Source organism: Embleya sp. NPDC025285, assembly GCF_055558835.1.
This window is the reverse complement of sequence record NZ_JBVHLU010000049.1, coordinates 47688-72827: the sequence shown is the minus strand read 5'-3', so window position 1 is coordinate 72827 and position 25140 is coordinate 47688. Positions and strand designations below refer to the sequence as shown.

Genomic DNA, 25140 nt, shown 5'->3' with positions numbered 1-25140 from the left:
GTCGATGTCGGCGATCGTTGTGGAGCGCTCCCGTCTGGAGCTCAGGCAGTTCGCCCGGCAGCGCGAACAGATGGCGGTGACCTTCGGGATGCCGGTCCTGCTACTGGTGCTGCTGGGCGTCATCGGCGGCGGCACCGTGGAGGGCACGAACGTATCCGAGAGCCGACTGCACGCGGCCGGGATGATCGCGGTCGGCATCGTCTCGGCCGGCTTCCAGGGGCTGGCGCTCTCGGTCGCCGCCGAGCGACACGACGGCACGCTCAAGCGCTTGCGCGGGACGCCTATGCCGCCGGCGGCCTATCTGCTCGGCAAGATCGTCCAGGTGTTCCTGGTCAGCCTGACCCAGGTCGCGGTGCTGCTCGTGGTCGGCGTCTCGTGGCTGGATCTGACCCTTCCGCACGACCCCTCGCGGTGGCTGACCTTCGCGTGGGTGTTCGTCCTGGGGGTGACCGTGGCCACGCTGCTCGGGCTCGCGGCGAGCGGGCTGATGCGAAAGGGGGCCAACGGCGCGCTGATCATCCTGCCCTTCACCGCGCTCCAGTTCGTCTCCGGAGTCTTCGTGCCCTTCGACGAGCTGCCCGACGGTGTCCAGCGGTTCGCCGCGCTGTTCCCGCTCAAGTGGCTCACCCAGGGAATGCGCTCGGTGTTCCTGCCCGACGACTTCCGGGCGGTCGAACCGGCCGGCACCTGGGAACCCGGTCGGGTGGCGCTGGTCCTGGCCGCGTGGGGTGTGATCGCCTTGGTCGTGTGGATCCGGACCTTCGAGTGGAGCGGGAACGAACGGTGAACACGGTGAACCCCACGGATGCGACCGGCGGGGCGGGTGCGATCGGTGCGGCGGGCGCGTCGGACAAGCCCGCCTCCGTCCTGCCCGACGAGGAGGAGGCCCTCTTCGGCGGCAAGCTGCTCACCGCCTATCGCTACGCGTACATCGCGCTCGCCGCGATCACCGCCGCCGAGTTCGGCGCGGAGCGCCCGCCGTGGTGCATCGCGGTGCTCGTGGTGCTGCCGGTGTCGTTCTGGGTGATGCTCCCGCCCGGCATCGATCCGACCGGCTGGGACCGGCGCGGCCGGGCCCACCTGGTGCTCGCCTACGCCGGGGTGACCGCGCTCAGCCTGGTCGATCCCGACGGCATCGGGCTGATGTACGTGCTCGTGCCGCTGACCTTCACGTTCATCGACAAAATGCTCCCGGCCATGCTGGCGAGCGTCTACCTCTTCGGGATGAACGGCGCGCTCCAGGCCCGGCAGGCGCACTGGGAGCACGGCAGGGTGGTCGGCATCCTGGTCGAGATGGCGATCGTGCTCGCGTTCAGCTATCTGATGGCCCGGCTGATCAACTGGCTCGCCGACAAGGTGCAGGAGCGCGGCCGGTTGTTGCGCGAGTTGGAGGCGACCCGGGCCGAACTGGCCGAGACGCACCACGAGGCGGGCGTGCGGGTCGAGCGCGAGCGCATGGCGCGCGAGATCCACGACACCCTCGCGCAGGGCTTCACCAGCATCCTGATGTTGCTGCAGGCCGCCGGGATCACCGTGGACTCGGACGCCGCCGCCACCCGCAAGCGGTTGGAACTGGCCGAGCGGGTGGCCCGGGACAACCTGGCCGAGGCACGCGCGCTGGTCGCCGCCCAGGGGCCGGCGCAGGGCACGGACCGGGCCGAGCCGATCGCCGACGTGCTCGGTCGTACGGTCGCCGGACTCGGCGAGGAGTTGGACGTGGCCGCGACGTTCACCGTCACCGGCGCCGAGCACGAGCTGTCCTCCACGGTCCAGGTGGTGCTGGTCCGGGTGCTTCAGGAGTCCCTGGCCAACGTCCGCAAGCACGCCGAGGCCGCTTCCGTGGCGGTGGAACTGGCCTATCGTCCGTTCGCCACCCGGCTGACCGTGGTGGACGACGGGCGGGGCTTCGACCCCGGACCGGGAAAGGGGGGATACGGTCTTCCCGGAATGCGGGCGCGGCTCGCACAGGTCGGCGGCGAGGTCGAGGTGGTCTCGGCGCCCGGCCGGGGCACGACCGTACGGGTGGAGGTACCTCGGTGATCCGGCTGCTCATCGCCGACGACCATCCGGTGGTCCGGGAGGGTCTGGCGGGCATGCTCGCGGCCGAGTCCGACTTCGAGGTGGTCGGTTCCGTCGAGGACGGCGCCCAGGCCGTGGACCGGGCCGCCGAACTGCGACCCGACGTGGTGCTGATGGACCTGCGGATGCCCGGCACCGACGGGGTCGCCGCGACCCGGCGTATCGTCCGCGAGTTGCCCGGGGTCCACGTGTTGGTCCTGACCACGTACGACACCGACGCCGACATCGTGCGCGCGGTCGAGGCGGGCGCGACCGGCTATCTACTCAAGGACACCCCTCGGGTGGAGTTGGCCGCCGCCGTCCGGGCCGCCGCGCGGGGTGAGACCGTGCTCGCGCCGCCCGTGGCCGCCAAGCTGGTCACCCGGCTGAAGACGCCGGTCCGCGACCCGCTGAGCCCGCGCGAGACGCAGGTGCTCGGGCTGGTCGCGCGCGGGATGACCAATGCCGAGATCGGGCGGCAGTTGTACATCGGCGAAGCCACGGTCAAGACGCACCTGCTGCGCACGTTCAACAAGCTCGGCGTCGACGACCGCACCGCCGCCGTCACGGTGGCCATGGCGGACGGGCTGCTGCCCGACGCCGGCCGGTGAGCGCGGCCGGCCGAGCGGTCGACTGTCCGGCGGGTACGGCTAGCCGGCGATCAGGCGCGCGTACCGACCCTTGTGGAACATCAGCGGGGCGGTGTCGCGCGGCAGGTCCAGGGTGGTGACCGCGCCGATCACGATCACGTGGTCGCCCCCGGGGAGTTCGTGCGCGATGTCGCACTCGATCCAGGCGACCGCGCCGGCCAGGCGGGGCGCGCCGTTGCCGGCGGGCGTCCAGTCGACGCCCGCGAACTTGTCGCCGCCGCTGCGACCCATCGCGCGGCACACGTCCTGCTGGTCCTCGGCCAGGATGTTGACCACGAACCGGCCGGCCGCGCGGATCCGGGGATAGGTGGTCGAGGTGAGCGCGGGGGCGATCGAGATGTACGCCGGTTCCAGCGACAACGACGTGAACGACTGGCAGGCCATGCCCACGGGGACGTCGTCGTCGATCGCCGTGACCACCGTGACGCCGGTGGCGAAGTGGCCCATGACCTGGCGCATCCGCGCCTGATCGATCCCGGCCGACGGCGTCGTTGCGCTGGACATGGCAGCCCCCAGAGGTCGAAAGCTGGATATGACTAATAGTCATATCCCTGTTTGTGTTCGCCATTGAACGGCGGAACTGACGAACCGTCAATAACCTCGTGCCGACTTCCGCCCCGTGATCACCGCCACCTTGACGGCCCCTTTCGGCGTGTTCGGGAACTTAGGCGTGCCTGCTGCACGTCCGGATCAGTAGCAGTAGCGTCGTCCGCGACGTCATACATCCTCTGGAAGGAAACACCCATGGCCGTGAGCCTGAGCAAGGGCGGAAACGTCTCCCTGACCAAGGAGGCCCCTGGCCTGACCGCGGTCGTCGTCGGCCTCGGCTGGGACCTGCGCACGACCACGGGCGAGGACTTCGACCTCGACGCGAGCGCGATCGTGGTCAACGCGGCCGGCAAGGTCTACTCCGACCAGCACTTCGTGTTCTTCAACAACATGAAGACCCCGGACGGCACCGTCGAGCACACCGGCGACAACCGCACCGGCGAGGGCGAGGGCGACGACGAGCAGATCAAGGTCAACCTCGCGCAACTGCCCGCGGACGTCGACAAGGTCGTCTTCCCGGTCTCGGTCTACGACGCGGACAACCGCAAGCAGTCGTTCGGCCAGGTCCGGAACGCGTTCATCCGCGTGCTGAACGCCGCCGACAACGTCGAACTCGCGCGCTACGACCTTTCCGAGGACGCCTCCACCGAGACCGCGATGCTCTTCGGCGAGCTCTACCGCGCGGGCACCGACTGGAAGTTCCGCGCCCTCGGCCAGGGCTACGCCTCCGGCCTCGCCGGCATCGCCAAGGACTTCGGCGTAAGCGTCTGACCCCACACCCCCGAACGCCGGCCGGCCACCCCGGCCGGCGTTCGCACACCCACCCACCACCACTCAAACCCCAGGCCCGGCCGGCACATGAGGCGAACCAGCCCGGCCGGCGCTTGAGGCCAATCAGCCCCGCCGGCGCTTGAGGCGAACCAGCCCGGCCGGCGCTTGAGGCCAAATAGCCCCGCCGGCGCATGAGGCGAACCCGGCTCACTGGGCCCACGTGTACCCGACATAGTTCTCCGCCAGCGAGTCCATCGCCGCCGACGAATCCGCCACATACCGAAGGTGCGCAACCTGCGCCCGCCGATCAAACGCGCTCGCGCCCGAATCGTGGTGCAACAACGTGGTCATCCAGTAGGAGAAGTGCTCCGCCCGCCACACCCGCCGCAGACACGTCTCGCTGTACGCGTCCAACCCCTCCCGCGCCCCGCTCTCGAACCACCGCCCGAACGCGTCCGCCAGCACCCGCACATCCGCCATCGCCAGGTTCAACCCCTTGGCCCCCGTGGGCGGCACGATGTGCGCCGCGTCGCCCGCCAGGAACAGCCGCCCGAAACTCATCGGCTCGGCCACGAAGCTCCGCATCGGCGTGATGCCCCGATCGCTGATCGGCCCCTCGTCGAGCTTCCACCCCGGCAGCGCCAACCGCTCCCGCAGCTCCGCCCAGATCCGCTCGTCCGGCCAGTCGGCGAGGTCCGCGTCCGGGTCCACCTGGAGGTAGAGCCGGCTCACCCGCGCCGACCGCATGCTGTGCAGCGCGAAGCCGCGCTCGCTGTACGCGTAGATCAGGTCGTCGGTGGACGGCGCGACGTCCGCCAGCACACCGAGCCACGCGAACGGGTAGGTCCGCTCGTAGGTCCTGAGCACGTCGGCCGGTATCGCCGGCCGCGAGACCCCGTGGAACCCGTCGCAACCCGCGACGAAGTCGCAGTCGAGGGTCTCCTCGACCCCGTCCCGGACGAACCGGATCCGCGGCGCGTCGCCGTCGATGCCCTCGATCGCGGTCACCGGCGCGTCGAAGTACAGCCGCGCGCCCTCGTCCAACCGCTTGGCGATCAGGTCCTTGACGATCTCGGTCTGCCCGTAGACCGTCACCGACCTGCCACCGGTCCGACTCGGGAAGTCGATGTGCCGGTTCTCGCCGGCGAAGCGCAGGTGTATCCCGTGATGCACGAGCCCCTCGCGCTCCAGCCGATCCGCCGCGCCGGCCTCGCGCAACACGTCGACCGTGGCCTGCTCCAGCATGCCCGCGCGCTGGCGCTGCTCGCAGTACTCCCGATCGCGCGCCTCCAGCAGCACCGAGTCGATCCCGCGGTTGTGCAGCAGTTGCGACAGGAGCAGTCCCGCCGGCCCCGCACCGATGATCGCGACCCGTGTCCGCATCCGCCCGCTCCTCACGCCGCCGTACCGATTCGCCCAGGGTCGCCCATCGCGGACACGCCGGGCGTCCTCGCCTTCCGGTGACCGGAAACCCGCTCCCCCACCGGAGTTTGGTCCCGCCGGACCCGGCAAGGCATGAGATGCCGAGCACGAGCGGAAACCTCCGAAAGATGGAGTTCGTCCGCTGTTCGACCGAAAGGCACGATCCGAGACCCGACCCATCTGGGAGTCCCCGTGAACACGACAGCGACCGTCATCCTGATCGTGGTGATCGTCGTCGTCCTCGCCGCTGCGGCCGTCTTCGCGGGCCGTCCGATGTTGCGGCGCAGGCACCTCAAGGAGCGCTTCGGCCCCGAATACGACCGGGCCGTGGAGCAGTACGGCGACCGGCGCGAGGCCGAGCGCAACCTGGCCGAGCGCGAGCGCCGGCACAGCGAACTCACCCTCAAGCCGTTGGAGCCGGCCGCGCGCGAGCGCTACGCCATCGAATGGACCGCGGTCCAGGAGCGATTCGTCGATACCCCGGACGACGCGGTCCAGGAAGCGGACGAGCTGATCACCCGCCTGATGCGCGATCGGGGCTACCCCACCGGCGCACACGACAAGCGGATGGAACTGCTGTCCGTCGAGCACGGGCACACGCTGGACCACTACCGCAAGGCACACGAGATCGCCCGGCGCAGTGAGGCCGGCGAGGCCCAGACCGAGGATCTGCGACAGGCGATGATCCACCACCGCGCCCTGTTCGACGACCTGCTCGGGCAGGCCTATCAGCCGCGTCACGCCGGCACCACCCCGACCTCGGCCGCGCCCACCGACACGCGCGACGGCGCGCACGACGGGCGCACCGATCAATGGCAGGCCGCTCCGGGTGAGGCGAACGCGCCGCGTCTGGACGTCTCGAAGCCCGACCAGCGCTGATCATCCCGATCTTCGGCTCGGCCGACGCCACGTCGGCCGAGCCGCCCCGAAGGATCCACCCGGGGCGTCCCGATCGGGACGCCCCGAGTAGCGGCGCGACATCCGTCGTACCGGACGAGAGGACCACACCGATGCGCAAGCAGAACTTCCCGAATGGGCCGGGCGCTGCCGGTCCCGGCCGGGACGACGCACCCGTCGTCGAGCGCGACGAACGAGACCGCGCCGCCCGCCAGGCCCGGGTCACCGACGGCCCCGGCCCGAGCGTGGACAGTCCCTCCGAACCACCCGCCCGCGTCCTGCCGCACCAGCAGCACGACCAGGCGGAGCCCTATGGCACCACGGTGCACCCGACGCCTCGTACCGGCCGGGACACCCCGCCCGTGCCGACGAGCCCGCCCGCGTCCGCCGGCTCGCGGACCGCGTCCGACGCCGACCCCGCCAAGCGCCGCACCCGGGGCGATGCGCACGACGACGCCGACGCGGCCATGTTCGACCGGGCCGCCGCCGAGGACCTCAACCACCGGTTCCGCGAGGCGCTCGCCGGGTTCGTGGACAGCCCCTCGGACGCGGTCTCGGACGCGGACGACATCGCGGAGCAGGTCACCAAGCTGGTGACCGACTCGATCCGGACCAGGCGCGCCGAGTTGGAAGAGGCCAAGCGCACGGCCGGTGGGGACACCGAGCAGTTGCGGCTCGCGCTGCACAAGTACCGGACTTTCCTGCAGAGCATGTTGAAGCTCTGACCACGTCCACGCGGATCACACCGAGCGGGCTGAGCGGGCGGGGAGTGTCACCCACGAGGGTGGCAATCCCCGCCCGCCCTCATGTCCGCGTCCCCGCCGATGTCCCCGCTCCCGGTCCAGTGTTGCGCCACATCCCGCGACAGCGCCCGCGCCGCGGTCGTCACGCTGGGGATCAGCCGCCGCAGGTCGGCCGTACGGCGTCCGGTCACCAGGGACAGCGCCGCGACCACCGTGTCGTGCCGATCCCGGATCGGCGCCGCCACCGAGTGCGCGCCCACGGTCATCTCGCCCGACGTGGTGGCCACGCCGGTACGCCGGACCTCGGCCAGGCACTCGCGCAGCCGAACCGGATCGGTGATGGTCCGCGCCGTGTGCGCGGCGAGCGGCTCGGCCAATACCCGTTCGCGCAGCCGCCGCGGCCCGTACGCGAGCAGCACCTTGCCGACCCCGGTGGCGTGCAGCGGCAGTTCGGTGCCCACCCGGGTGACGATCGGCATCGACCGGGTGCCGCGCAGCCGTTCCAGGTACAGCGCCTTGCCGTCGCGCAGCACCGCGAGCTGCACGTTCTCGTGCGTGGCCTCGTACAGGTCCTCCATGTGCGGCAACGCGAGATCCCGCAGGTCGGTCGCGGCATGGGCCTGCGTACCGATGTGCCACAGCTTGACCCCGACCCGGTACGTCCCGTCGTCCAGCCGCTCCAGAAACCCCCCGCCGACCAACTCGGCCACCAGCCGATGCCCGGTCGCCAAGGCCAGATCGGCCCGCCGGCACACCTCGGTCAGCGTCAACCGCCCGTCCCCCGCCGCGAACGCCCCGAGAATGGCCATCACCTTGCCGGCCACGGTGACGGGCGTCATCGGCACACCTCCGGGGTCGAGGACTTCTCGTTCGGTCGGGGACTTCCATTCAGTGGAACCCACATCCCCCGACCGCACCAAATCCCGACCCGCCCGAAAGACGAGATCCGGCCGCGCGACGAGATCCGGCCGCGCGACGGGATCCGGCCGGCAGCGGGTTCCGCCGCCCCGCCCGTCTACTCGCCGAGTTCGGTCCGCACCCGTTGGGCCACCGCGAACGCGCTGTTGGCGGCCGGCACTCCGCAGTAGATCGCCGTCTGCAGCAGCACCTCCTTGATCTCGTCCCAGCTCAACCCGTTCGTCCGCGCCGCGCGAAGGTGCATCGCGAGCTCGTCCATGTGGTTGTGCGCGACCAGGGCCGTGAGCGTGACGCAGCTGCGGGTGCGCCGGTCCAGGCCGGGTCGGGTCCAGATCTCGCCCCACGCGTAGCGGGTGATCAGATCCTGGTAGTCGGCGGTCAGCTCGGTGGTCCCCGCGACCGCCCGATCCACGTGCGCGTCGCCCAGCACCTCGCGGCGCACCCGCATACCCTCCCCGTGGCTCACGCGCGCACCGCCGTCAGGTGCGCGAGCATCGCCGACACGACCACGTCGGCCTGCTGGATGTTCGCCAGATGCGCCGCGTCGGCGACCTCGACCAACCTCGCGTGCGGGATCCCGGCGGCGAGTTCACGAGCGTGCTCCAGCGGCGTCGACGGGTCCCGCTCCGCGCCGATCACCAGCGTGGGCACGGTGATCCGGCCCAGCTCCGCCCGCAGGTCGTAGTGCGCCAGCGCGTCACAGCAGCCCGCGTAGCCCTCCGGCGGGCACCGGTACAGCATGTCCAGGATCCGCTGTACGGCGGCCGGCTCGCGCTCGACGTACTCCGGCGTGAACCAGCGTTGGATCACGGTGTCCGCGAGTTGCCGCATGCCCTGCGCCCGCACCGTCGCGGCCCGGTCCAGCCACGCCTGCGGCTCGCCGAAGCGCGCCGACGTGCAGCACGCGATCAGCGCGCTCAGCCGCTCGGGATGACGCGCGCCCATCCACAGGCCGACCGCGCCGCCGAGCGAGACGCCGGCGTACGCGAACTGCTTGACGCCGTAGGAGTCGGCCAGCGTGAGGACGTCGCCGACCAGGTCGCCGACCGAGGCCGTGCCCGGTACCGGGTGGGATGTGCCGTGCCCGCGCAGGTCGTAGCGCAGCACCCGGTGGTGCCGGGACAACTCCGGGATCTGCGCGTCCCACATGCCCAGTTCGGTGCCGAGCGAGGGGCCGAGGATCAACACCGGGGCGTCGGCGGGGCCGTCGAAGCGGTGGTTGAGCGTGGCGATCGTCATTGGTCCTTCTCTTGGAACACGGTGCGATGGTGCGCGAGCGCCCGGTCGATCAGGGCCGGGGCCGAGCCGAGGTAGGCGGCCGGGTCGAAAACCGCCTCGTCCAACGGGCCCAGCAGATCACGAAGGTCTCGGCCGGTCCGCGCCGAGGTCCGGGACGCGTCGGTGAGCAGGCGCCGGGCCTCCTCCTTGCCGAGTTCGGCGGCCAACTCGACGGCCAGCCGTTCGGAGACGATCTGCCCACGGGTCAGCTCCAGGTCGGCCCGCATCCGGTCCGGGAACACTTCCAGCCCCTCGGCCAGTTCGGCCGCGGTCTCGGCCGCGCCACCCGCCAGCCGCAGCGCGGCGCGCAGCGGTTGCCACTCGGCGTGCCACGCGCCGGCCGGGCGCTCGTGTTCGGCGCCGGCCATCGACGCGATCAGCGTCGACACGTACCCGGGCAGTTGCCGGGCGGCCGAGACGATCAGCACCGAGAGCACCGGATTGCGCTTGTGCGGCATCGCGGACGAGCCGCCCCGGCCCGCGCCGGCCGGTTCGGCCACCTCGTCCACCTCGGTCTGCCCGAGCAGCACGACGTCCCCGGCGAACTTGCCCAGCGCGCCGGTGACCTGCGCGAGCGCGCCGGCCAGGTCCAGGATCGGAGTGCGCAGCGTATGCCAGGGCAGCACCGGTTCGGCCAGCGCGAGCTCGGCGGCGAACGGCGCGAGCAGCGCGATCCCGTGCCCGCCGAACGCGGCCAGCGTGCCCGCCGCGCCACCGAGCTGCGCGGGCAGCGCGGCGCGCACCGCGCGGGTGCGCGTGTAGGCGTCGGTCGCCAGAACACACCACCCGGCGGCCTTGAGCCCGAAGGTGGTCGGTACCGCGTGCCGGCCCAGCGTGCGCCCCGCCAGCACCGTGTCCCGGTGCCGCTCGGCGAGGTCGGCCAGCGCGGCGGCGGTCCGGGCCAGGTCGGGCAGGGTCGCCTCCAGGGCGCGGGCGGCCACCAGCATCGCGGCACTGTCCACGATGTCCTGGCTGGTCGCGCCCAGGTGCACGTACTCGGCGGCGACCGGGTCGATCGCCCGGACGGCCGCGGTCAGGTCGTGCACCAGCGGGACGACCGGGTTGCCCGCGCCACGCGCCCGGCGGGCCAGGTCGACCGGGTCGAACCCGGCTCGGGAGCCCGCCTCGATCGCCGCGACGGAGCCGGCCGGGATCAGCCCGATCCGGGCCTGCGCCCGGGCCAGCGCGACCTCGACGTCGAGCAGGGCCCGCAGGTGCGCCGCGTCGCTCGTGACCGCCTCGACCGCGGTCCCGGCCCGGACCGGCTCCAGCAGTCCGGCGTCGAACGAAGGGGCGTCGAACTCAGCGTCAAACAGCAAGGAAAACGGTCTCCTGCTCGCCCTGGATGTGCACGTCGAAGCGGTAGGAACCGGATTCCTCCCGCACGGCGATCAGCGTCTCATGCCGCGTCGCCGGAACCACCGAGAAGAGCGGGTCCGCGTGGCGGTCGTCCTCGGGGAAGTACACACGGGTGACCGCCCGGCGCAGCATGCCGCGCGCGAACACCGACATCGCCAGGTACGGATTCGCGTCGGCGCTCGGCGCGCCGGGCCGCACCGTGGTGAACGCGTACCTCCCGAGCCGGTCCACCGCCGCGCGCCCCCACCCGGTGAACGTGGCGCCGTCGCGCGCGAACGAGCCCGGCGCGCGCGGCAGCCGGCCCGCCGGGTCGGCCTGCCAGATCTCCAGGACGGCGTCCGGAACGGGTACGCCGGCGCCGTCGTACACACTCCCGTGCACCCGGATCGCGCCCGGGGTGTGCGCCGGGACCAGGTCCGGGCCACCCGCGTAGGGCAGCGCGTAGCCGAAGAACGGCCCGACGGTCTGCGACGGGGTGAGCCCGCCGTCCCGATTCGGCGTGCCGCCGTTCGCGTCGGTCGGCCAGGTGTTCATCGATCCTCCGTCGGGGTGGCGCTCGCGCCGCCGAGCACGATGTCCCACCGATAGCCGAGCGCCCATTCGTTCTCGGTGGTGTCCATGTCGAACGCGGCGATCATCCGGCGCCGCGCCTTGTCGTCGCGGACCGAGTTGAAGATCGGGTCGTACTCGAACAGCGGGTCGCCGGGGAAGTACATCTGGGTGACCAGGCGCTGGGTGAAGGCGGTGCCGAACAGCGAGAAGTGGATGTGCGCGGGACGCCAGGCGTTGTGGTGGTTGCGCCAGGGGTACGCACCGGGCTTGACGGTGACGAAGCGGTAGTTGCCCTCGGCGTCGGTGAGGCAGCGCCCGGCGCCGGTGAAGTTCGGGTCCTGCGGCGCCGGGTGCCGGTCGCCTCGATGTCGGTAGCGGCCCGCCGCGTTCGCCTGCCACACCTCGACGAGTTGGTCGCGCAGCGGGCGGCCGGACTCGTCGAGGACCCGGCCGGTGACGACGATCCGCTCGCCGAGCGGTTCGCCGACGTGTTGCCGGGTGAGGTCGAAGTCGAGCGGGTGTACGTCGGCGACGCCGAACACCGGTCCGGTGAGCTCGGTGTCGCCACTCGGCGGGAGCACCAACGGCAGTCGGGGGCTGCGCAGTTCGGTGCTCTTGTAGGCGGCGAAGTCGAACTCCGGCAGTCGGAGCGGAGGTTGCCGACGGGAGGATCCGCCGACGGGATGGTGCGGGGCGGCGAGGGGCCGCGGTTGTGGGCTGTTCATGGGCGGGTCCTCACTTCTCCAGCGTGACGGCGAGGCCCTGGCCGACGCCGATGCACAGCGCGGCCATCCCGAAGCCGGCGCCGCGCCGGTGCAGTTGGTGGGCGAGCGTGCCCAGCACCCTGGCACCGGACGCGCCGAGCGGGTGGCCGAGGGCGAGCGCGCCGCCGAGCGGGTTGATCGAGGCCGGGTCCAGGTCGGCCCATTCGCCCAGGCAGGCCAGCGCCTGGGCGGCGAACGCCTCGTTGAGTTCGAGCACGTCCAGGTCGGCGAAGCCGCGACCGACCTTGGCCAGCGCGCGGCGGCCGGCCTCGACCGGGCCGATGCCGAAGTACTGCGGTTCGACGGCGTGCACACCGCTCGCGGTGATCCGGGCCAGCGGTTCGCGGCCGAGTTCGCGCAGACCCGCCGCGTCGGTGACCAGGACCGCGGCGGCGCCGTCGTTGAGCGGTGAGGCGTTGCCGGCGGTGATCGTGCCGTCCGGTCGGAACGACGGCTTCAACGTCGCCAGCACCTCGGGCGTGCTGCCGGGCCTGATCGACTCGTCCCGGGAGAGTTCGACGCCGGCGACCGGCACCACCTCGTCGGCGAACGCGCCGGCCGTCCACGCGGCGTCGGCCCGGGCGTGCGACGCGGCCGCGTAGGCGTCCTGCGCCTGTCGGGTCACCCCGTACTTCGCGGCGAGTCCCTCGGTGGCCTCGCCGAGGCCGACGGTCCACTCGGCGGGCATCCTCGGGTTGACCAGCCGCCAGCCGAGCGTGGTCGAGTGCAGCGTCTCGTGGCCGGCCGGATAGCCCTTGCCCGGCTTGGCCAGCACCCACGGCGCGCGCGACATCGACTCGACCCCGCCCGCGAGCACGATGGACGCGTCGCCGACCGCGACGGCGCGCGCGGCCTGGATCACCGCCTCCAGGCCGGATCCGCACAGCCGGTTGACCGTCACGCCGGGCACCGAGGTGGGCAGCCCGGCCAGCAGCACAGCCATCCGCGCCACGTCCCGGTTGTCCTCGCCGGCCCCGTTGGCGGCGCCGAACACGACGTCGTCGATCCGCGCGGGGTCCAGTCCGGGCGAGCGGTCGACCAGTGCGCGCAGCACGGTCGCGGCCAGGTCGTCCGGCCGCACCCCGGCGAGCGCGCCGCCGTAGCGCCCGATCGGCGTTCGTACGGCGTCCACGAGATAGACGTCCCTGAGCCCGTTCATCCGGTCTCCCCTGTGGCGGCGGCTGCGATGTCCTACCGCACAAGGTGCCCGGTCGGGCCGGGTCGGACGCCGGTCGTCTTCCGCTCACCGGAAGCCGGCGGTCCGGATCGCGCCCGGTCTCCCCCGGTCTCGGCCCAGCCCGCTCTCGTGTCGGATTCCGCGCCGGCCCGGGTGCGGGATTCTTTGCCCGCCCGCGACCACCGTGCCGGGGCCGCGCCGCTAACCTCTGATCGCCCCGTCGCGTCGGCGGCGGCGGCCCTACGGGGAGAGGTAACGCGCATGGCGGTCCGCAAGGCGACGATGCAGGGACAGATCGCGGAAGCGGTGGCCGCGGCCAATCCGGGCGACCAACCACTCTCCACGATGTTCGTGGTGCGCGGCCCGAACCCGATGTTGTTCGCGCTCTTCGGTGCGATCGGCGCGCTGATCGGGGCGTCGATGTCCGACTACTACTTCCTCACCGTCACCCGGCAGGGCGTGATGTTCCACCGCGCGAGCGCGCTGTCCAGCCGCCCCAAGGAACTCGCCTACGCACTGACCCACGCGCAGGCCGGCGCGCTGCTCTCCGACCTGAAGATCAACACGACCTTGGAGCCGGATGTTCTTCCTGTTTCCCGGCAAGGACAAGCCCGCCAAGCTCAACTTCCCGCGTCCGTGGCGCACCGAGGGCGAGTGGATCTTCCGCTTCCTCACCGACGCGTACGCGGCCTCCGGGGCGCCCCAGCAGGTGTACGGCGCCCAGGTGCCCCCGCAGTACGCGCCGCAGCAGCACCAGTACCCGGGGCAGGCGCCGCAGGCCCCCATGGCCCCGCCGGTCGGGTACCCGGGCCAGGCACCGAACCCGTACCCGGCCGGCCCGCCGCCGCAGCCGGGCGGCCCCTACCCCGGCTGAACCCGGCCGGGCGCGACCGCCGCGGCGCGACCGCCGGCCGCGGCCGATCGCCCTAGCCGCGCAGTGGCATCGGAAGCGGTACGGCGGGCAGGCCGTCGATGCTCGCCACGTTGTACGGCTTGCCGGCGGTGTACTCGACGAACTCCTCGTCGGTCTTGCGGGACATGAACTCGTCGTGCAGCGTCCGCTCCTCGCGGTAGTCCATGAACGGGACGGCGTAGCCGCAGGTGTCGCTGACCAGATTCGCCCGCACGACCACCACCGCGCGCAGTCCGGCCGCGTCCGCGTCGCCGAACCGGGCCACCAGATCGGCGAAGCGCGGGTCGTCCCGGAAGACCGCCTCGCCCACCCCGTGCACCCGGACGATCTTCGGCGGCCCCTCGAACGCGCACCACATCAGCGTGATCCGGCCGTTCTCCCGCAGGTGCGCGATGGTCTCCGCATGGCTGCCGCCGAAGTCCAGATAGGCCACGGTGCGTTCGTCGAGCACGGCGAGCGTGCCGGCGCGGCCCTTGGGTGACACGTTCACGTGCCCGTCCTCGGCGAGTGGCGCGCTCGCCACGAAGAAGACCGGCTGCGCCTCGATGAACTTCCGCAGGCGGTCTTCTATCCGCGTATATGTCTTTCCCATGTCCGCATTATCCGAGCCGACCCCGATCGACCCCATCGCGTCATCCGATCGTCTCGGTCCGTGGACGATCGGATCCCACTCCTCGGATAACATCGGCCGCCTCCCGCCCGCCGGCCCGCACGTCGGTGCGTCGGCGCGTCAGCACGCCCGCACCGCCGCCCGCACCCGCGCCAGCGCGGTCGGTGCCACCGAGACCGCGTCGCAACCGAGCCGGACCAGATGCGGCAGCACCGCCGGATCCGCCGCCGCGTCCCCACACAGCGAGACCGCGCGACCGCGCGCGTGCCCCGCCCGGATGGTCTGCGCGATCGCGTCCAGCACCGTCGGATCGGCCGCCGAGGCCGGCGTCAGGCGCGGGTCGTCCCGGCTCAGCCCGAGCAGCCGCGAGGTCAGGTCGTTGGTGCCCAGGGCCAGGAAGTCGGCGTGCTCGGCGAGATCGTCCACTTGGGCGAGCACCTGCGGCAGTTCCACCATCGCGCCCAGCGGCGGCGGCGCGAGGCCCAGGTACGCGCACGCGTCGGCGAGCAGACCCCGGACGTGCTTGATCCGCCGCGGGTGATCGACCATCGGCAACAGCAGCGCGACCTCGACACCGGTATCCGCCGCCGCGCGCATGATCCCGCGCAACTGCGCGGTCAGCGCGTCCGGTCCGGGCAGGGTGATCCGCCGGTCGTGCAGGAACGGCGGCCGCTTGTCGCCGGTGAAGTCGAGGGTGCGCACCACCACCGGCCCCGGCGGCACCGAGGCCAGCACCGGCGTCAACATCGCCACGTGCCGCTCCTCGTCGGGCCAGCCGGACTCCTCGGCCAGGAAAGGGAGTTCGGTACGCAGCAGGCCCACCCCCTCGGAGCCCGCCTCGACCGCCGCGATCGCGTCGGTAACGGTCGCGACGTTCGCCCGCACCCGGATCCGCCGCCCGTCCCGGGTCATCGCCTGGCCGGCACCGCCCCCGGGCACCCGCCGTTGTGCCGGGATCGTCCGCACCCGCGCACCGGCGTTGGCCTCGACCGTGCCCGCCTCACCGTCCACCAGGATCAGGTCCTCGGCGAGCTCGGCCAGCGCCGCGATCGGGATGCCGAGCACCAGCGGAATCCCCAACGAGCGAGCCACGATGGCCAGATGCCCGGTCTGCCCGCCACGCTCGGAGATTGCCGCGGCCGGTCGGGCGCCGCGCAGCAGGTCCAACGCGGCCAGTTCCGCGCCGACCAGCACCGCCGGTGCCCCGCCCGGGAGTTGCCCGCTCGTGGGGTCCTCGCCACGCAGCAGCGCCTCGGCCTGACGACCCACGTCGCGCACGTCCACCGCGCGCTCGGCGAGCAGTTCGTCGTCGAAGCCGGCCACCAGGTCCGCGAACTCGCGCACGGCCTCGGCCAGCGCGTCGATCGGCGCCAGGCCCGCCGCGAGGTGTCGGGCAGCGCCGTCGCGCAGTTCCCGGTCGCGCGCGATCAACGCGGCGAACTCGACGATGTCGGCCTCCGCCGACCGCCCTCGGGTCCGCAACGCCCCGGCCAGGTCGTCCATGTGCCGGGCCACGGTGTCCAGCGCCTCCGGGATGCCGGTCGGCGCGGCGGGGGCGACCGCGCCGCCCGATCCCGCGACACGTGCCGGCACGAGGCGGCCGACCGCCGAACCGGGCGCGGCTCCCGTGCCGCGAAGTACCACGCTCACGCGACGCCCGCGCGGTCGTGGCCGGCCCAGTGCAGCTCTCCCACGGTGCGTCCCCTTCTTCCCTCTTCGTCCAACCCGCCGCACGTCGGCACGCGCGCTTGTGGGCACGCGAGTTCGACCCGACGAAAGACAACCGCCCGGTCTCCCGTCACAGTCTGCTGGACGCGCGGACCGTGTCCAGCCGAGTCGCGCACAAAGGGGGCGGATGGGGACGGTGGGACATGCGGCAGGGGAAGTGGGGGAAGCGCTCCGGGAGTCGGCTCGCGGCTCGGTCGACACGGCCCGACCCGGGCTCGTGCACCGAGCTCGTCCGCCCGGTCGAGCCCGGCCGGGAGTCGGCTCGCGGCTCGGTCGGGTTCGGCCGACCTCAGCCGGGCTCGTCCGCCTCGCGGAAGCGAACGGCGGAGAGGTCGTCGACGAAGCGGCCCATCAGCGTACCGAGCGTGGCGAGATCCTCGTCCGTCCAGCCGGACAGCGCCTCCTCGAAGTGCCGGTCGCGCACCCGACGGAGCCGACGCACCACACCGCGCCCCTTGGGGGTGAGCCCGACCCGGGTGATCCGACCGTCGCGCGCGTCGGTGGTACGGGTGACCAGCTCGTCCGCCTCCAGCTTGCGCAGCTCCCGGCTGACCAAGGACATGTCCATCCGGGCCAGTTTGGCCAGGTCGCCGATCGCCAGCCCGCCGCCGCCCGCCTGCAACCGGGTCAACAACACCACCGCGGGCTGGGAGACCTGCGCGCGCGAGGCACTGGTCAGTTCGCCGTGCACGCGGCGGCTCTGCTGGAGCCGGATCAGGCGTTCCAGCGCGGTCTGGACGTGGTGCCGCGACTCGTGTCGTTCCGGAGGAGTGGGCGACTCGGCTGACGGGGGCACTGGACGAGTCCTCCAGGAGGGGAACAACGCCATACGGTTTCGTATGGCGGAGGCGGGCGTTCCACAGTCTAGGTGCGCACCCCGACCTCACAGAAGGTAATTGATGGAGTCCAGCATTGACACGTGTAGGGGCCGGTGGTTGGCTGCGCGCGGCAAGATCGACGCCGCGAGCACCCGCCGCCGTCGAGCCCATCGACCACCCCGGGGGACCAGCGTGTTCGCACTCGACGGCAGGACGGCACTGGTCACCGGCGCGGGCCAAGGCGTCGGCGCGGGCATCGCCCGTCTGCTCGCCGCACAGGGTGCGATCGTCGCGGTGAACGACCTGGACGCCGAGCGCGCCGAGCACACCGCGGAGACGATCCGGGCCGCCGACGGTCGCGCCTTCGCCGCGGTGTTCGACGTGACCGACGCCCGGGCCGCGCTCGCCGCCGTGCGGGCCTTCGAGCGGGCGGTCGCGCCGATCGACATCCTGGTCAACAACGCGGGCAACGGCGGCGCCGAGGGCTTCCGCCCGACCGTGTTCCGCCGAAGCGTGCCCGAGGACTGGCAACGCTTCGCCGACGTCAACCTGTTCGGCGTGATGGCCTGCACCAAGGCGGTACTGGACGGGATGTGCGCACGCCGCTTCGGCCGGGTGATCACCATCGCCTCCGCCGCCGGCGTGAGCGGGCAGAAATTCGGCATCTCGCTGTACGGGGCCGCGAAGGGCGGCGCCATCGCGTTCATGCGTCACCTCGCGATGGAGAGCGCGCGCGACGGCGTCACCGCCAACACCATCGCGCTGGGCCTGATGGACCCCCGCCCCAGCGGCCGCGAACTCGCGCACACCGCCGACCAGGCCGCACACATCCCGGTGGGCCGGCTGGGCACCCCCGAGGACGCGGGCGCGGCCTGCGTCTTCCTCGCCTCGGACGAGGCCGCGTGGATCACCGGCCAGACGATCCAGGTGAACGGCGGCGCGATCACCACCTGAGAGCCCTGGATCGGCGGACGCATGTGTGCTGCACTGATATCCGAACCCGCGAGTAACAACGCGTGATCGGAGTGACGGCATGGCAGCCGAGGCGGCTGGACCGAGCACGACCGACCCCAACCCCAGGACCTGGCCCACCGAGGTCCCGCTCGCCGATCTGGACTTCTGGTCGGGCCCGTTGGCGGACCGCGAGGCGGGCTTCGCGCGGCTGCGCGACTCGTGGCCGATGCCGTACTACCCGGAACCGGAGAGCCCGCTGGAGCCCGGCCCCGGCTTCTGGGCACTGACCCGACACGCGGACGTCGCGGAGGCGACCCGCCGCCCGGAGGACTTCTGCTCGAGCCGCGGCGCGACCCACATCCCCGACTTCCCACCGGGGTTCGGCGAGTTCTTCGGATCGATGATCGAGGGAAGTCGGCCACCCTGCTAACTCGAAGGGTCTAAGGGTGCCCCGCCAGGTCAGACGCCTGACGGGGCTGCGAGCGGGTCTACGGGGCTTGCGTGGACAGCGGGGCTATCAGGTGCGCCACGGGCCCGTAGCAGTCCTGGCAGGCATACAGGGTGTGTCCTGGCCCGCTTGAGGTCTCCACATGGCCGATGCGCACCGGGCCGGCCGTGAGGGTGCCACAGCGGATGCACCGGTACAGGCGTGTCGGGCCGGCGCTCATGCTGCGATTCCTGCGGCGCGTGCTGCAACGGTCCAGTCGTTGACCGGTGCCCCGATGGCTTCCGCCAGGATCCGGCGGCGCTCGGCCTGTTGGTGCCGCTCCTCCTCTTCGGCCACGAGGCGCCGGCGTTCCTCCGCAGCGATCATGAACGGCCGGATGAACGCGCCCTCGTCGGGGGTGACTTCGTCCCGGCGCCGCAGCGTCTTGGGCTGCCAATCCCGGGCAATGGCAGGGATGCTCACGGGGATGGTGATTACGGGTGCCGGCTTAGGGTGCCGTCCGCGCGAGGGGACCAGCATCCGGGCGCACCATGCGAGTAGGCAGGCAATAGCATTGGTCATGTCGATCGCTCTCCCAAGCTTTCGGCCAAAGCCCGGGACCGGTGGAACGGTCGCCGGGCACCTTCATTTAGTTGAGCCACCCACTGTATGCCGGGCGGTCCATGCTGGTCTAGGTCGGTCCGTTGAGGTCTGGCTAATGCCCTGGCCTGGGCGGGTTGTCTACAGTTCGGGGATGCCCGAAACCCCGATCGATCGCGACTCGATCGACTTCCCCTTTGAGCAGGTGGCCGACCGCTTGGCCGACGTCATTTCGGGCATGGCGCCAGGTGCGCGGATGCCGAGCGAGCGTGTCCTTGCTGCCGAGTACGGCGTTGCCCGGGAAACCGTCCGGCGGGCGCTTGACGTACTGGGTGCGCGCGGGCTTCTTGTAGTCCGGCCAGGGCGCGGGCGCTTCGTGGCCCACCGCCAGGACGAGGCCGACCCCGGACAGCAAGAAGCCCCGCCAGGCCACGAATGACCGGACGGGGCAGACTCGTTGAGCTAGCCGCGCAGCGCTGCCGTGAGGGCTTCCCACGAGGCCGCACCAATCACGAGGTGGCCGACGCTCGGGTCTTTGGAGTCACGCACGGGGACGACGTCTTGGGACGTAGCGACTTCCACGCATTCCGCGCCCTGTTGGTTGCTGTAGCTGGACTTTCGCCAACCGGTGAAGGGGATCACGGTGGGTACCTTTCATGGCGTTTTTGATCATGACGGCAGACTCGCGAGACGACAGAGCCGCAGCCCGCAGGTGCTCGAAGGTTAAGCCAAGACTCGTGACCTCCTCCGACCCCTCCCAGAGTCGCCCATCGAACGCGCCTTCGGTATAGGCGGACTTGGTGCCGTCTGGCATCTGCATGAGTGTCAGTGATCCGCCCATGGCCGCGTGTTCACCAACCCTGAACGGCAAGATTTGGATCTCTGCAACCCCCGTGCTCCCTGCTTCCAACAGCCGCGCCATTTGATCGCGCATCACCATCGGACTGCCTGCGCTGCGGGCTAGGACTGCCTCGTCCAAGATGACTCGTATATGGGGCGGATGGCTGCCGCTCAGGATGCGTACCTGGCGGTCCAATCGGCGCGCGATTCGTTCATGTAGCTCGTCTTCGCTCGTGAGCTTCTGCCCGAGTCGCAGAGTCGCACGGGCGTACCCCTCCGTCTGAAGCAGCCCAGGAACAATCTGCGCAGTGTAAAAACGAAGCGCGGTGGCAGTGAGTTCCCGGTCCATGTACGCCCGGACGTAGTCCGGTACACGTTCCCGCTGAATCGCTTTCCATAGATCGATCAGCAGTTCATCGGCCTCAAGCGCAGCGTCTAGGCGGCACGCTTGATCCCATGTGGGCGGGCTTCCTGTGCGCCGTTCGATTTGGGTGATACGGGTGTCGTGTACGTGGATCAGGTCGGCTAGCTGGGCCTGTGTCAGTCCGCGCTGTTTGCGCAGCTTCGTTACTCGCGTTGCGAACAGATTTGCAGACGACTTCGTTGGATCGATCGCTTCGGCCAAGTCGTTTAATCCCTCAAGATCATCTATTCCTGATAGCTGCGCAAATCAGGTTCCTGCCTGGCCGAATCGTACGGCGACGGGTTGATCCTGGGATAGACAGTTCGTGTCCGCAGAGTGGCCGGATACCTACCCACCGCAGCGCGAGAGGTACAGGCATGCCCATGACCGTGACGAGCCAACCCCCGCCCACAGAAGCCGAGATGCGCCGGCGCCTGACGAAGTCGGACGAGGTACAGGTGAAGGACGTCCGCAGCGGATGTGTGGGCACGCTCTACCGGGTCGAGCGTCGGCACGTCGTGGCGCTGCTGGGCAGCATGGAGTTTCGCATTCCGTTCGAGCGCCTGGCCGTTGTTGACGAGCGCCAGGGCGACGAGGCGGCCTCGTCCTTGTCCACGCCATGAGTACGTACCGCGTGGGTGACTACGTCGAGCCGGCGGACGAGGCACACCGCGCAGTGCGCCACCCCGGGCAGATCCTCATGGCGCAGGCACTTCCCGACGATGGCCAGAAGCTCACCGTGTTGCCGTTCGACGGAACCGCGATGTGGGCGATGCCGTCCGGCAGCGTGCGTCAGGTCAAGCCGCCGGAGGATGCCGCATGATCGACAACCGCCCGCGCACGGAGCGCCGCAGCAAGGCAGACGGAACCCTGTACCGCGTTTCACCGGCCGCATGCGTCCGAATCGATGGCGGGCATTGGTGGGCGGAACGGGTCGAGCGGCTGCCTGATGGCGTGGATCGCAAGACCTGTCGTGATTGTGGCGAACAGACGCTTGTCGGTGTGAAGCCGCCCCGACGTCCCTGATCTGCCGTGCCGCTGCGTTCATTTGGTCGTGGCCGGCGGCGCGGCGCTAGTTCTCCCTGCCTTCCCATGGTCCGGTCGGCAGGGAGAGTCCGCCCCATCACATCAATCACAGAGGACGACATGGCAAACATGACGCCGGAGCAGTGCCTTAAGCAGCACGGCTCACACTCGCCAGGCACCGTTTCGGGCGGCACCGCTACGTGCTCCCGTTGCGGCACCACGGTAGAGGCCGGCGACTACTAGGCCCACATACCGCCCAGGAACCGGCGCTCGCCTGGCAGTGATCCGCCGGTTCCTGAGCCCTATCGAGATGAGAGGTCACCTCGTGAAAAAGGTACCGGCCAGACCGGGCGCCGCGGTATCGGAGGGTAACGCCACGGTGCCCACGCCTGGAGACTTCGTAATGCACCGCCAGGACTGGACTCACCGCGACGCGTACCCGCCGGGTGTGCTCGTCAGTGTTGAGGGCGACGCCGGGACGGTACAGCCCCACGTGACGCGCCTGCGGACGTGGACTGTCCCGATGGCGGACATCGAAGCGGACACCGACCGTATTGATATGCGCGACGCCTTGAGGGAGTGCTTGAACATCCCCCCTACTCCGGTGATCCCCGCCGGCGCGCTTGAGGGCAGGCGCACGGGAAGGCGTCCACTGGACTCCTTAGGAGTTGGGTTCTCACCGGGTGCGTGCCAGGACAAGGCCGACCCCGGTTGGCGTGCGTTTGCTCCGGCGAGGGGCTGACATGACTGCCCCGTATCCGCCAGGAACAGACGTGATCATCGGTGTGGGCCTCAAGCGGACGCGCCGCCAGGACGAGCGCCAGGACGAGGCCACCGACGAGGGCCAGGGCGACGAGGCGGCCACACCGCCCAGGGTGCCCGCGCAGCGCCGCTACTACTGCCCGGATGGCATCGTGGTGACTGTCCGGTCGGAGGGCTGATCGTGGCCGATGACGACGCAGTCCGCTCCCGTCACGTTGTCGGAGACAGAGTCCAGCACGGCCAGGATGATCAGCGGGGGGATTGTCCACCTGGCGTGATTACCGCTGTCGACACGGACGCCGGGCAACTCACGGTTCAGCCGTTTGACCTGGAGCGGCCGGCGTGGACTGTCGCCCTGGCGGACGTCGTGGCCGATGACGGGATCTGGTATCCGCAGGACGGGGCACGGCCCAAGCACCTGCGCCCGTTCCCGTCGCCCCCTGGCGCGATTGCCCCGCAGCAATACGGCGGGATTCGAGTCTTCCCCTAGACGCAAGTTCGCTGCGTTCCTGGGGAATTGCCCACAGTTGTGACAAGGTAATGAGGAGGTGTTGATATGGGAGATCAGCCGTGCCCGAAAGGTGGGACGCATGACTGGGAAGAGACCGCCACCGGATCCGGATCATGGGTCTGCGGCAAGTGCAAGAAACGGTCGTCCGTCGCTGAGTAGCAGTCCCGTATTCCGGAAGGTGTGGAAGAACTCGTACGAACACACGGACGGCACACCGCACCGGTGGGTCAGTGCCAGCGAGACGTCCCACACATGTTCGGGATGTTGGTTCCGCTCGTCGGCAATCCCAGAGCCACGCCCGTAGTACCTCAGCCCCGACCCGGTCTCCCTTCCGAGTCGGGGCTGAGTCACGTCTCTACTTGGTGACCCACTGTGCGGCGGCGCCTAGTCCGGTGCTGAGGCTACGCAGGTACCGGAGGGATCCGACTCTGAGAGGCTGAGGCCAGTACCCGCCGGCGTGAGGCTGTCTTGCTATTGCCTCGTCGGCGGCCTGGCCCTCGTCGGTCATGCCCCACGAAGCGGGGTAGACCCACTCGGCATAGCTCAGACAGACAGCAGCTCGTGCGCGCGATGCGGCATCGCATCCGCAGGCAAGCAGCAGTTCCGGCCGGCCGGTGTTTGCCCCGTGACGTCGCCAGGTGACCATGCCAACCGCGACGCCGGATGCAATGGCCGTGGCCGACAAACGAATTCCCGGGCACGTGCGTTCGGGGATGATCCGACCAATCATCGCGCCGTAGATGAGCAGTGCTCGCTCAAGTTCGTGGCAGTCCCGGAGATCATCGGCATAGACAGCGTGATCTTGTTTCAACTCAACGCCGGCGACGAGTGCCGGTGCAACCCACTGCGTGCTTCGGCTTGTAGCCAACACACGCGTATCAAACCGCACAGTTGGTTCGCTCAGGACTCCCACCCTCTGGTACATCAGGCCACGTTCGCACATGTGTACGACACATGGCAGCGCATTTCGTTCGCCCCCTGCAAACGACGGACCACAGAGAGTAGGCCAAACGATCGTTAGGCGGAAGACCGAAGTCCACTTATTAACGAGTCGGGAAAGCAGAAAGCCCCCGCCGAAGCGGGGGCATAGTACGCCTGCACAACTGCTAGGCATCCGTCAGGCAAGCCTTACCGGCCGAATAGCGATCCGCCGGCGGCCAGGTGAGGAGCATTGCGACTCGCACCCGGTGAGCCCTGTTCGGCCACTTCCACGAGCCATCGGGCCAGGGCACGCGCCTCTGTTCCGGTAAGCCTGGCTCGGTCGCCCGGAACGGCCAAACTGATGAGGCCGGGCTCTTGATCGTTGCGCCAGGCAAGGACGCGCCCGCCGTTGTCGGTGACGAGAACTCCCTTGGTTTCGTGGGTAGTTCGGATGGTTGCCATGCTTAGACCCCTCGCTGTTGTTGGATGAGTGCTCGGATGAGTTCTGCGGCCTCGTGTTCCGCCAGGTGCACAGTCGCGATCGTGCGTCCGTCCGGCGTGATGAGCTGCATTTCCCGCATGCGTCCCTGGCGAGTCACCGTGATGGTGCCGCCGTCCCAAGTGCGCCACTGCATCATGCGTAGGCAATTTCGATGGGGAAGATGTCCCGGAATTCGGCGCATCCTCGCGTATAGGCGCGATTAGCCTCTACCTGCGAAATGCCGAACATGTGCGGGATATCCTGCGGCTCGACATTATCCGGGTAGCCGTCGAATCCGTTGCGGGCTTTGAGGATGTTCCGCTTGAGCTTTGACAGCGTGGACAAGGTGACGTTGACGTAAGTCGCCCGTGCCTTTCGATCGAGCGCGCCTTGTTCCTGGCTGGTTACGAGGTCAGCGGGGACACCGAAGTCATGCGTTTCTCGAAGGACGTCGCCCAGTGTGGTGAGGGCGCCGCCGTCGTCCTGGCCGCCGACGGGTGCATCAAGGGAAACGGTGCCTTCCCATGCCTGGCGTGCGGCAAAGGCCCTGTCGGCCCCTAGGCGGCGCTTGGCATCCGGGTAGGTCATGCAGAGCTTGACGGCCAATGCGGGATCACCGTTGGCGGCCTTGAGGCACGCAACGAACACCTTGAGTGCGTCATGGTCCACGCCTGGCGCGATCAGGTCTCGAATTGCGCCGAGCATGACGCCTTCGAGGGTGCGGTGAATCAGTGTGGTGAATTGCGCGCCGGCCGTCATGCCCTCGAATTTGGCGACCAATTCCCACACGGCGAGTCGGCCGATTCCCTCGAATTCGTCTTGCAGGGTGGCGACGTGGCCGGCGCCTCGTCCGACGCGCTGTGCTGTGCTGCGGGCCAACTTCTGGATAATCGGTTCCGTTGCCTCAACGACTGCGGCGCATGCGGCCAGGTCGCCGGTTTGGGCAGAAAGGACTTGCTCAGGCGTGACGTACACGGGTTTGCCTTCCGGGAGGTTTGCTCTCCCGGC

The 25140-nt window shown here is 70.3% G+C and carries 28 protein-coding genes and 1 pseudogene; 14 read left to right on the top strand and 15 right to left on the bottom strand.

What is annotated here, in order from left to right; all coding sequences use genetic code 11:
- The first annotated feature begins 4 nt into the window (after positions 1 to 4).
- Genes ACZ4FV_RS29115 through ACZ4FV_RS29105 form a run of 3 tightly spaced genes read left to right on the top strand, consistent with a single transcriptional unit; the run spans position 5 to position 2669 of the window.
- Positions 5 to 787: an ABC transporter permease gene (locus ACZ4FV_RS29115; RefSeq protein WP_395864256.1), complete on the top strand. Its 783-nt coding sequence runs from the start codon at positions 5 to 7 to the stop codon at positions 785 to 787.
- A 5-nt stretch (positions 788 to 792) separates the two neighbouring features.
- Complete coding sequence (locus ACZ4FV_RS29110) at positions 793 to 2040, top strand: sensor histidine kinase (protein ID WP_395864258.1); 1248 nt, start codon at positions 793 to 795, stop codon at positions 2038 to 2040.
- A complete protein-coding gene (locus ACZ4FV_RS29105) occupies positions 2037 to 2669 on the top strand; it encodes a response regulator transcription factor (protein ID WP_395864260.1) in 633 nt (210 codons plus the stop codon). Before ACZ4FV_RS29110 ends, ACZ4FV_RS29105 begins: the two co-directional genes overlap by 4 nt.
- A 39-nt stretch (positions 2670 to 2708) precedes the next feature.
- Here the strand turns inward: ACZ4FV_RS29105 and ACZ4FV_RS29100 are convergent, their stop codons facing one another.
- Positions 2709 to 3212: a flavin reductase family protein gene (locus ACZ4FV_RS29100; protein ID WP_395864262.1), complete on the bottom strand. Its 504-nt coding sequence runs from the start codon at positions 3210 to 3212 to the stop codon at positions 2709 to 2711.
- Between the two features lie 240 nt (positions 3213 to 3452).
- Between ACZ4FV_RS29100 and ACZ4FV_RS29095 the strand changes: the two genes are divergently transcribed.
- Complete coding sequence (locus ACZ4FV_RS29095; RefSeq protein ID WP_395864264.1) at positions 3453 to 4028, top strand: TerD family protein; 576 nt, start codon at positions 3453 to 3455, stop codon at positions 4026 to 4028.
- A gap of 207 nt (positions 4029 to 4235) precedes the next feature.
- Here ACZ4FV_RS29095 and ACZ4FV_RS29090 read toward each other — a convergent pair whose 3' ends face one another.
- Positions 4236 to 5411: a 4-hydroxybenzoate 3-monooxygenase gene (locus tag ACZ4FV_RS29090; RefSeq protein ID WP_395864266.1), complete on the bottom strand. Its 1176-nt coding sequence runs from the start codon at positions 5409 to 5411 to the stop codon at positions 4236 to 4238.
- A 231-nt stretch (positions 5412 to 5642) separates the two neighbouring features.
- Here ACZ4FV_RS29090 and ACZ4FV_RS29085 point away from each other — a divergent pair, with 231 nt between their 5' ends.
- Together ACZ4FV_RS29085 and ACZ4FV_RS29080 are read left to right on the top strand one after the other, a co-directional pair.
- Positions 5643 to 6329: a hypothetical protein gene (locus ACZ4FV_RS29085; protein WP_395864268.1), complete on the top strand. Its 687-nt coding sequence runs from the start codon at positions 5643 to 5645 to the stop codon at positions 6327 to 6329.
- A 131-nt stretch (positions 6330 to 6460) separates the two neighbouring features.
- Positions 6461 to 7072 (top strand): hypothetical protein, encoded by a 612-nt coding sequence (locus ACZ4FV_RS29080; protein WP_395864269.1) that lies wholly within the window; start codon positions 6461 to 6463, stop codon positions 7070 to 7072.
- A gap of 47 nt (positions 7073 to 7119) precedes the next feature.
- On the opposite strand, the gene ACZ4FV_RS29075 is transcribed toward ACZ4FV_RS29080, so the two are convergent.
- From ACZ4FV_RS29075 to ACZ4FV_RS29050, 6 genes and pseudogenes are all read right to left on the bottom strand, one after another.
- On the bottom strand, positions 7120 to 7929 hold the full coding sequence (locus tag ACZ4FV_RS29075) for an IclR family transcriptional regulator (protein WP_465323645.1): 810 nt from the start codon (positions 7927 to 7929) through the stop codon (positions 7120 to 7122).
- Between the two features lie 176 nt (positions 7930 to 8105).
- Positions 8106 to 9247, bottom strand: a pseudogene (gene pcaDC / locus ACZ4FV_RS29070) (bifunctional 3-oxoadipate enol-lactonase/4-carboxymuconolactone decarboxylase PcaDC).
- Positions 9244 to 10605 carry a 3-carboxy-cis,cis-muconate cycloisomerase gene (pcaB, locus tag ACZ4FV_RS29065; protein WP_465323644.1) on the bottom strand — a complete coding sequence of 454 codons (1362 nt, stop codon included), beginning with the start codon at positions 10603 to 10605 and terminating at the stop codon, positions 9244 to 9246. Before pcaB ends, pcaDC begins: the two are co-directional and overlap by 4 nt.
- The gene (gene pcaG, locus ACZ4FV_RS29060; RefSeq protein WP_395864279.1) at positions 10595 to 11179 is read right to left on the bottom strand and encodes a protocatechuate 3,4-dioxygenase subunit alpha; all 585 of its coding nucleotides are present in this window, start codon (positions 11177 to 11179) and stop codon (positions 10595 to 10597) included. The genes pcaB and pcaG overlap by 11 nt, the downstream gene beginning before the upstream one ends.
- Positions 11176 to 11922, bottom strand: coding sequence for a protocatechuate 3,4-dioxygenase subunit beta (gene pcaH, locus ACZ4FV_RS29055; RefSeq protein WP_465323643.1), 747 nt, complete (start codon positions 11920 to 11922; stop codon positions 11176 to 11178). The genes pcaG and pcaH overlap by 4 nt, the downstream gene beginning before the upstream one ends.
- Positions 11923 to 11932: 10 nt before the next feature.
- Positions 11933 to 13120 carry a thiolase family protein gene (locus ACZ4FV_RS29050; protein WP_402239282.1) on the bottom strand — a complete coding sequence of 396 codons (1188 nt, stop codon included), beginning with the start codon at positions 13118 to 13120 and terminating at the stop codon, positions 11933 to 11935.
- A 598-nt stretch (positions 13121 to 13718) separates the two neighbouring features.
- Between ACZ4FV_RS29050 and ACZ4FV_RS29045 the strand changes: the two genes are divergently transcribed.
- Positions 13719 to 14012, top strand: coding sequence for a hypothetical protein (locus ACZ4FV_RS29045; protein WP_465323642.1), 294 nt, complete (start codon positions 13719 to 13721; stop codon positions 14010 to 14012).
- 52 nt (positions 14013 to 14064) lie between these two features.
- Here ACZ4FV_RS29045 and ACZ4FV_RS29040 read toward each other — a convergent pair whose 3' ends face one another.
- The 3 genes from ACZ4FV_RS29040 to ACZ4FV_RS29030 form a co-directional block, all read right to left on the bottom strand.
- Entirely contained in the window at positions 14065 to 14643 is a 579-nt protein-coding gene (locus tag ACZ4FV_RS29040; protein ID WP_395864287.1) for a pyridoxamine 5'-phosphate oxidase family protein, read from the bottom strand.
- A gap of 138 nt (positions 14644 to 14781) precedes the next feature.
- Positions 14782 to 16311, bottom strand: coding sequence for a putative PEP-binding protein (locus ACZ4FV_RS29035; protein ID WP_402239285.1), 1530 nt, complete (start codon positions 16309 to 16311; stop codon positions 14782 to 14784).
- A 367-nt stretch (positions 16312 to 16678) separates the two neighbouring features.
- Entirely contained in the window at positions 16679 to 17185 is a 507-nt protein-coding gene (locus ACZ4FV_RS29030; protein WP_395864291.1) for a MarR family winged helix-turn-helix transcriptional regulator, read from the bottom strand.
- 214 nt (positions 17186 to 17399) lie between these two features.
- On the opposite strand from ACZ4FV_RS29030, the gene ACZ4FV_RS29025 reads away from it, so the two are divergent.
- The gene (locus tag ACZ4FV_RS29025; protein WP_395864293.1) at positions 17400 to 18161 is read left to right on the top strand and encodes an SDR family NAD(P)-dependent oxidoreductase; all 762 of its coding nucleotides are present in this window, start codon (positions 17400 to 17402) and stop codon (positions 18159 to 18161) included.
- Positions 18162 to 18240: 79 nt separating this feature from the next.
- Positions 18241 to 18591 carry a hypothetical protein gene (locus ACZ4FV_RS29020; RefSeq protein WP_465323641.1) on the top strand — a complete coding sequence of 117 codons (351 nt, stop codon included), beginning with the start codon at positions 18241 to 18243 and terminating at the stop codon, positions 18589 to 18591.
- Positions 18592 to 18825: 234 nt separating this feature from the next.
- Here the strand turns inward: ACZ4FV_RS29020 and ACZ4FV_RS29015 are convergent, their stop codons facing one another.
- Entirely contained in the window at positions 18826 to 19071 is a 246-nt protein-coding gene (locus ACZ4FV_RS29015; RefSeq protein ID WP_465323640.1) for a hypothetical protein, read from the bottom strand.
- A gap of 271 nt (positions 19072 to 19342) precedes the next feature.
- Here ACZ4FV_RS29015 and ACZ4FV_RS29010 point away from each other — a divergent pair, with 271 nt between their 5' ends.
- Positions 19343 to 19627 carry a winged helix-turn-helix domain-containing protein gene (locus ACZ4FV_RS29010; protein ID WP_465323639.1) on the top strand — a complete coding sequence of 95 codons (285 nt, stop codon included), beginning with the start codon at positions 19343 to 19345 and terminating at the stop codon, positions 19625 to 19627.
- Between the two features lie 23 nt (positions 19628 to 19650).
- Here ACZ4FV_RS29010 and ACZ4FV_RS29005 read toward each other — a convergent pair whose 3' ends face one another.
- Together ACZ4FV_RS29005 and ACZ4FV_RS29000 are read right to left on the bottom strand one after the other, a co-directional pair.
- Complete coding sequence (locus tag ACZ4FV_RS29005) at positions 19651 to 19770, bottom strand: DUF397 domain-containing protein (protein ID WP_465323638.1); 120 nt, start codon at positions 19768 to 19770, stop codon at positions 19651 to 19653.
- The gene (locus tag ACZ4FV_RS29000) at positions 19730 to 20653 is read right to left on the bottom strand and encodes a helix-turn-helix domain-containing protein (RefSeq protein ID WP_465323637.1); all 924 of its coding nucleotides are present in this window, start codon (positions 20651 to 20653) and stop codon (positions 19730 to 19732) included. Before ACZ4FV_RS29000 ends, ACZ4FV_RS29005 begins: the two co-directional genes overlap by 41 nt.
- A gap of 161 nt (positions 20654 to 20814) precedes the next feature.
- Here ACZ4FV_RS29000 and ACZ4FV_RS28995 point away from each other — a divergent pair, with 161 nt between their 5' ends.
- The 4 genes from ACZ4FV_RS28995 (at position 20815) to ACZ4FV_RS28980 (ending at position 22398) form a co-directional block, all read left to right on the top strand.
- The gene (locus ACZ4FV_RS28995) at positions 20815 to 21054 is read left to right on the top strand and encodes a hypothetical protein (RefSeq protein WP_465323636.1); all 240 of its coding nucleotides are present in this window, start codon (positions 20815 to 20817) and stop codon (positions 21052 to 21054) included.
- On the top strand, positions 21051 to 21254 hold the full coding sequence (locus ACZ4FV_RS28990; RefSeq protein WP_465323635.1) for a hypothetical protein: 204 nt from the start codon (positions 21051 to 21053) through the stop codon (positions 21252 to 21254). The genes ACZ4FV_RS28995 and ACZ4FV_RS28990 overlap by 4 nt, the downstream gene beginning before the upstream one ends.
- Complete coding sequence (locus tag ACZ4FV_RS28985) at positions 21251 to 21457, top strand: hypothetical protein (protein WP_465323633.1); 207 nt, start codon at positions 21251 to 21253, stop codon at positions 21455 to 21457. The genes ACZ4FV_RS28990 and ACZ4FV_RS28985 overlap by 4 nt, the downstream gene beginning before the upstream one ends.
- Before the next feature lie 773 nt (positions 21458 to 22230).
- A complete protein-coding gene (locus ACZ4FV_RS28980) occupies positions 22231 to 22398 on the top strand; it encodes a hypothetical protein (protein ID WP_465323632.1) in 168 nt (55 codons plus the stop codon).
- Between the two features lie 1887 nt (positions 22399 to 24285).
- Here the strand turns inward: ACZ4FV_RS28980 and ACZ4FV_RS28975 are convergent.
- Complete coding sequence (locus ACZ4FV_RS28975) at positions 24286 to 25107, bottom strand: hypothetical protein (RefSeq protein ID WP_465323631.1); 822 nt, start codon at positions 25105 to 25107, stop codon at positions 24286 to 24288.
- Positions 25108 to 25140 lie beyond the last annotated feature (33 nt).

What these genes read in the sequence shown, in the direction of transcription:
- ACZ4FV_RS29115 (WP_395864256.1), top strand. Translation starts at nt 5, where the DNA reads ATGTCGGCGATCGTTGTGGAGCGCTCCCGTCTGGAGCTCAGGCAGTTC.
- ACZ4FV_RS29100 (WP_395864262.1), bottom strand. Translation starts at nt 3,212, where the DNA reads ATGTCCAGCGCAACGACGCCGTCGGCCGGGATCGATCAGGCGCGGATG.
- ACZ4FV_RS29095 (WP_395864264.1), top strand. Translation starts at nt 3,453, where the DNA reads ATGGCCGTGAGCCTGAGCAAGGGCGGAAACGTCTCCCTGACCAAGGAG.
- ACZ4FV_RS29090 (WP_395864266.1), bottom strand. Translation starts at nt 5,411, where the DNA reads ATGCGGACACGGGTCGCGATCATCGGTGCGGGGCCGGCGGGACTGCTC.
- ACZ4FV_RS29080 (WP_395864269.1), top strand. Translation starts at nt 6,461, where the DNA reads ATGCGCAAGCAGAACTTCCCGAATGGGCCGGGCGCTGCCGGTCCCGGC.
- ACZ4FV_RS29075 (WP_465323645.1), bottom strand. Translation starts at nt 7,929, where the DNA reads ATGACGCCCGTCACCGTGGCCGGCAAGGTGATGGCCATTCTCGGGGCG.
- pcaG (WP_395864279.1), bottom strand. Translation starts at nt 11,179, where the DNA reads ATGAACACCTGGCCGACCGACGCGAACGGCGGCACGCCGAATCGGGAC.
- pcaH (WP_465323643.1), bottom strand. Translation starts at nt 11,922, where the DNA reads ATGAACAGCCCACAACCGCGGCCCCTCGCCGCCCCGCACCATCCCGTC.
- ACZ4FV_RS29050 (WP_402239282.1), bottom strand. Translation starts at nt 13,120, where the DNA reads ATGAACGGGCTCAGGGACGTCTATCTCGTGGACGCCGTACGAACGCCG.
- ACZ4FV_RS29045 (WP_465323642.1), top strand. Translation starts at nt 13,719, where the DNA reads ATGTTCTTCCTGTTTCCCGGCAAGGACAAGCCCGCCAAGCTCAACTTC.
- ACZ4FV_RS29040 (WP_395864287.1), bottom strand. Translation starts at nt 14,643, where the DNA reads ATGGGAAAGACATATACGCGGATAGAAGACCGCCTGCGGAAGTTCATC.
- ACZ4FV_RS29020 (WP_465323641.1), top strand. Translation starts at nt 18,241, where the DNA reads ATGGCAGCCGAGGCGGCTGGACCGAGCACGACCGACCCCAACCCCAGG.
- ACZ4FV_RS29010 (WP_465323639.1), top strand. Translation starts at nt 19,343, where the DNA reads ATGCCCGAAACCCCGATCGATCGCGACTCGATCGACTTCCCCTTTGAG.
- ACZ4FV_RS28995 (WP_465323636.1), top strand. Translation starts at nt 20,815, where the DNA reads ATGACCGTGACGAGCCAACCCCCGCCCACAGAAGCCGAGATGCGCCGG.
- ACZ4FV_RS28990 (WP_465323635.1), top strand. Translation starts at nt 21,051, where the DNA reads ATGAGTACGTACCGCGTGGGTGACTACGTCGAGCCGGCGGACGAGGCA.
- ACZ4FV_RS28985 (WP_465323633.1), top strand. Translation starts at nt 21,251, where the DNA reads ATGATCGACAACCGCCCGCGCACGGAGCGCCGCAGCAAGGCAGACGGA.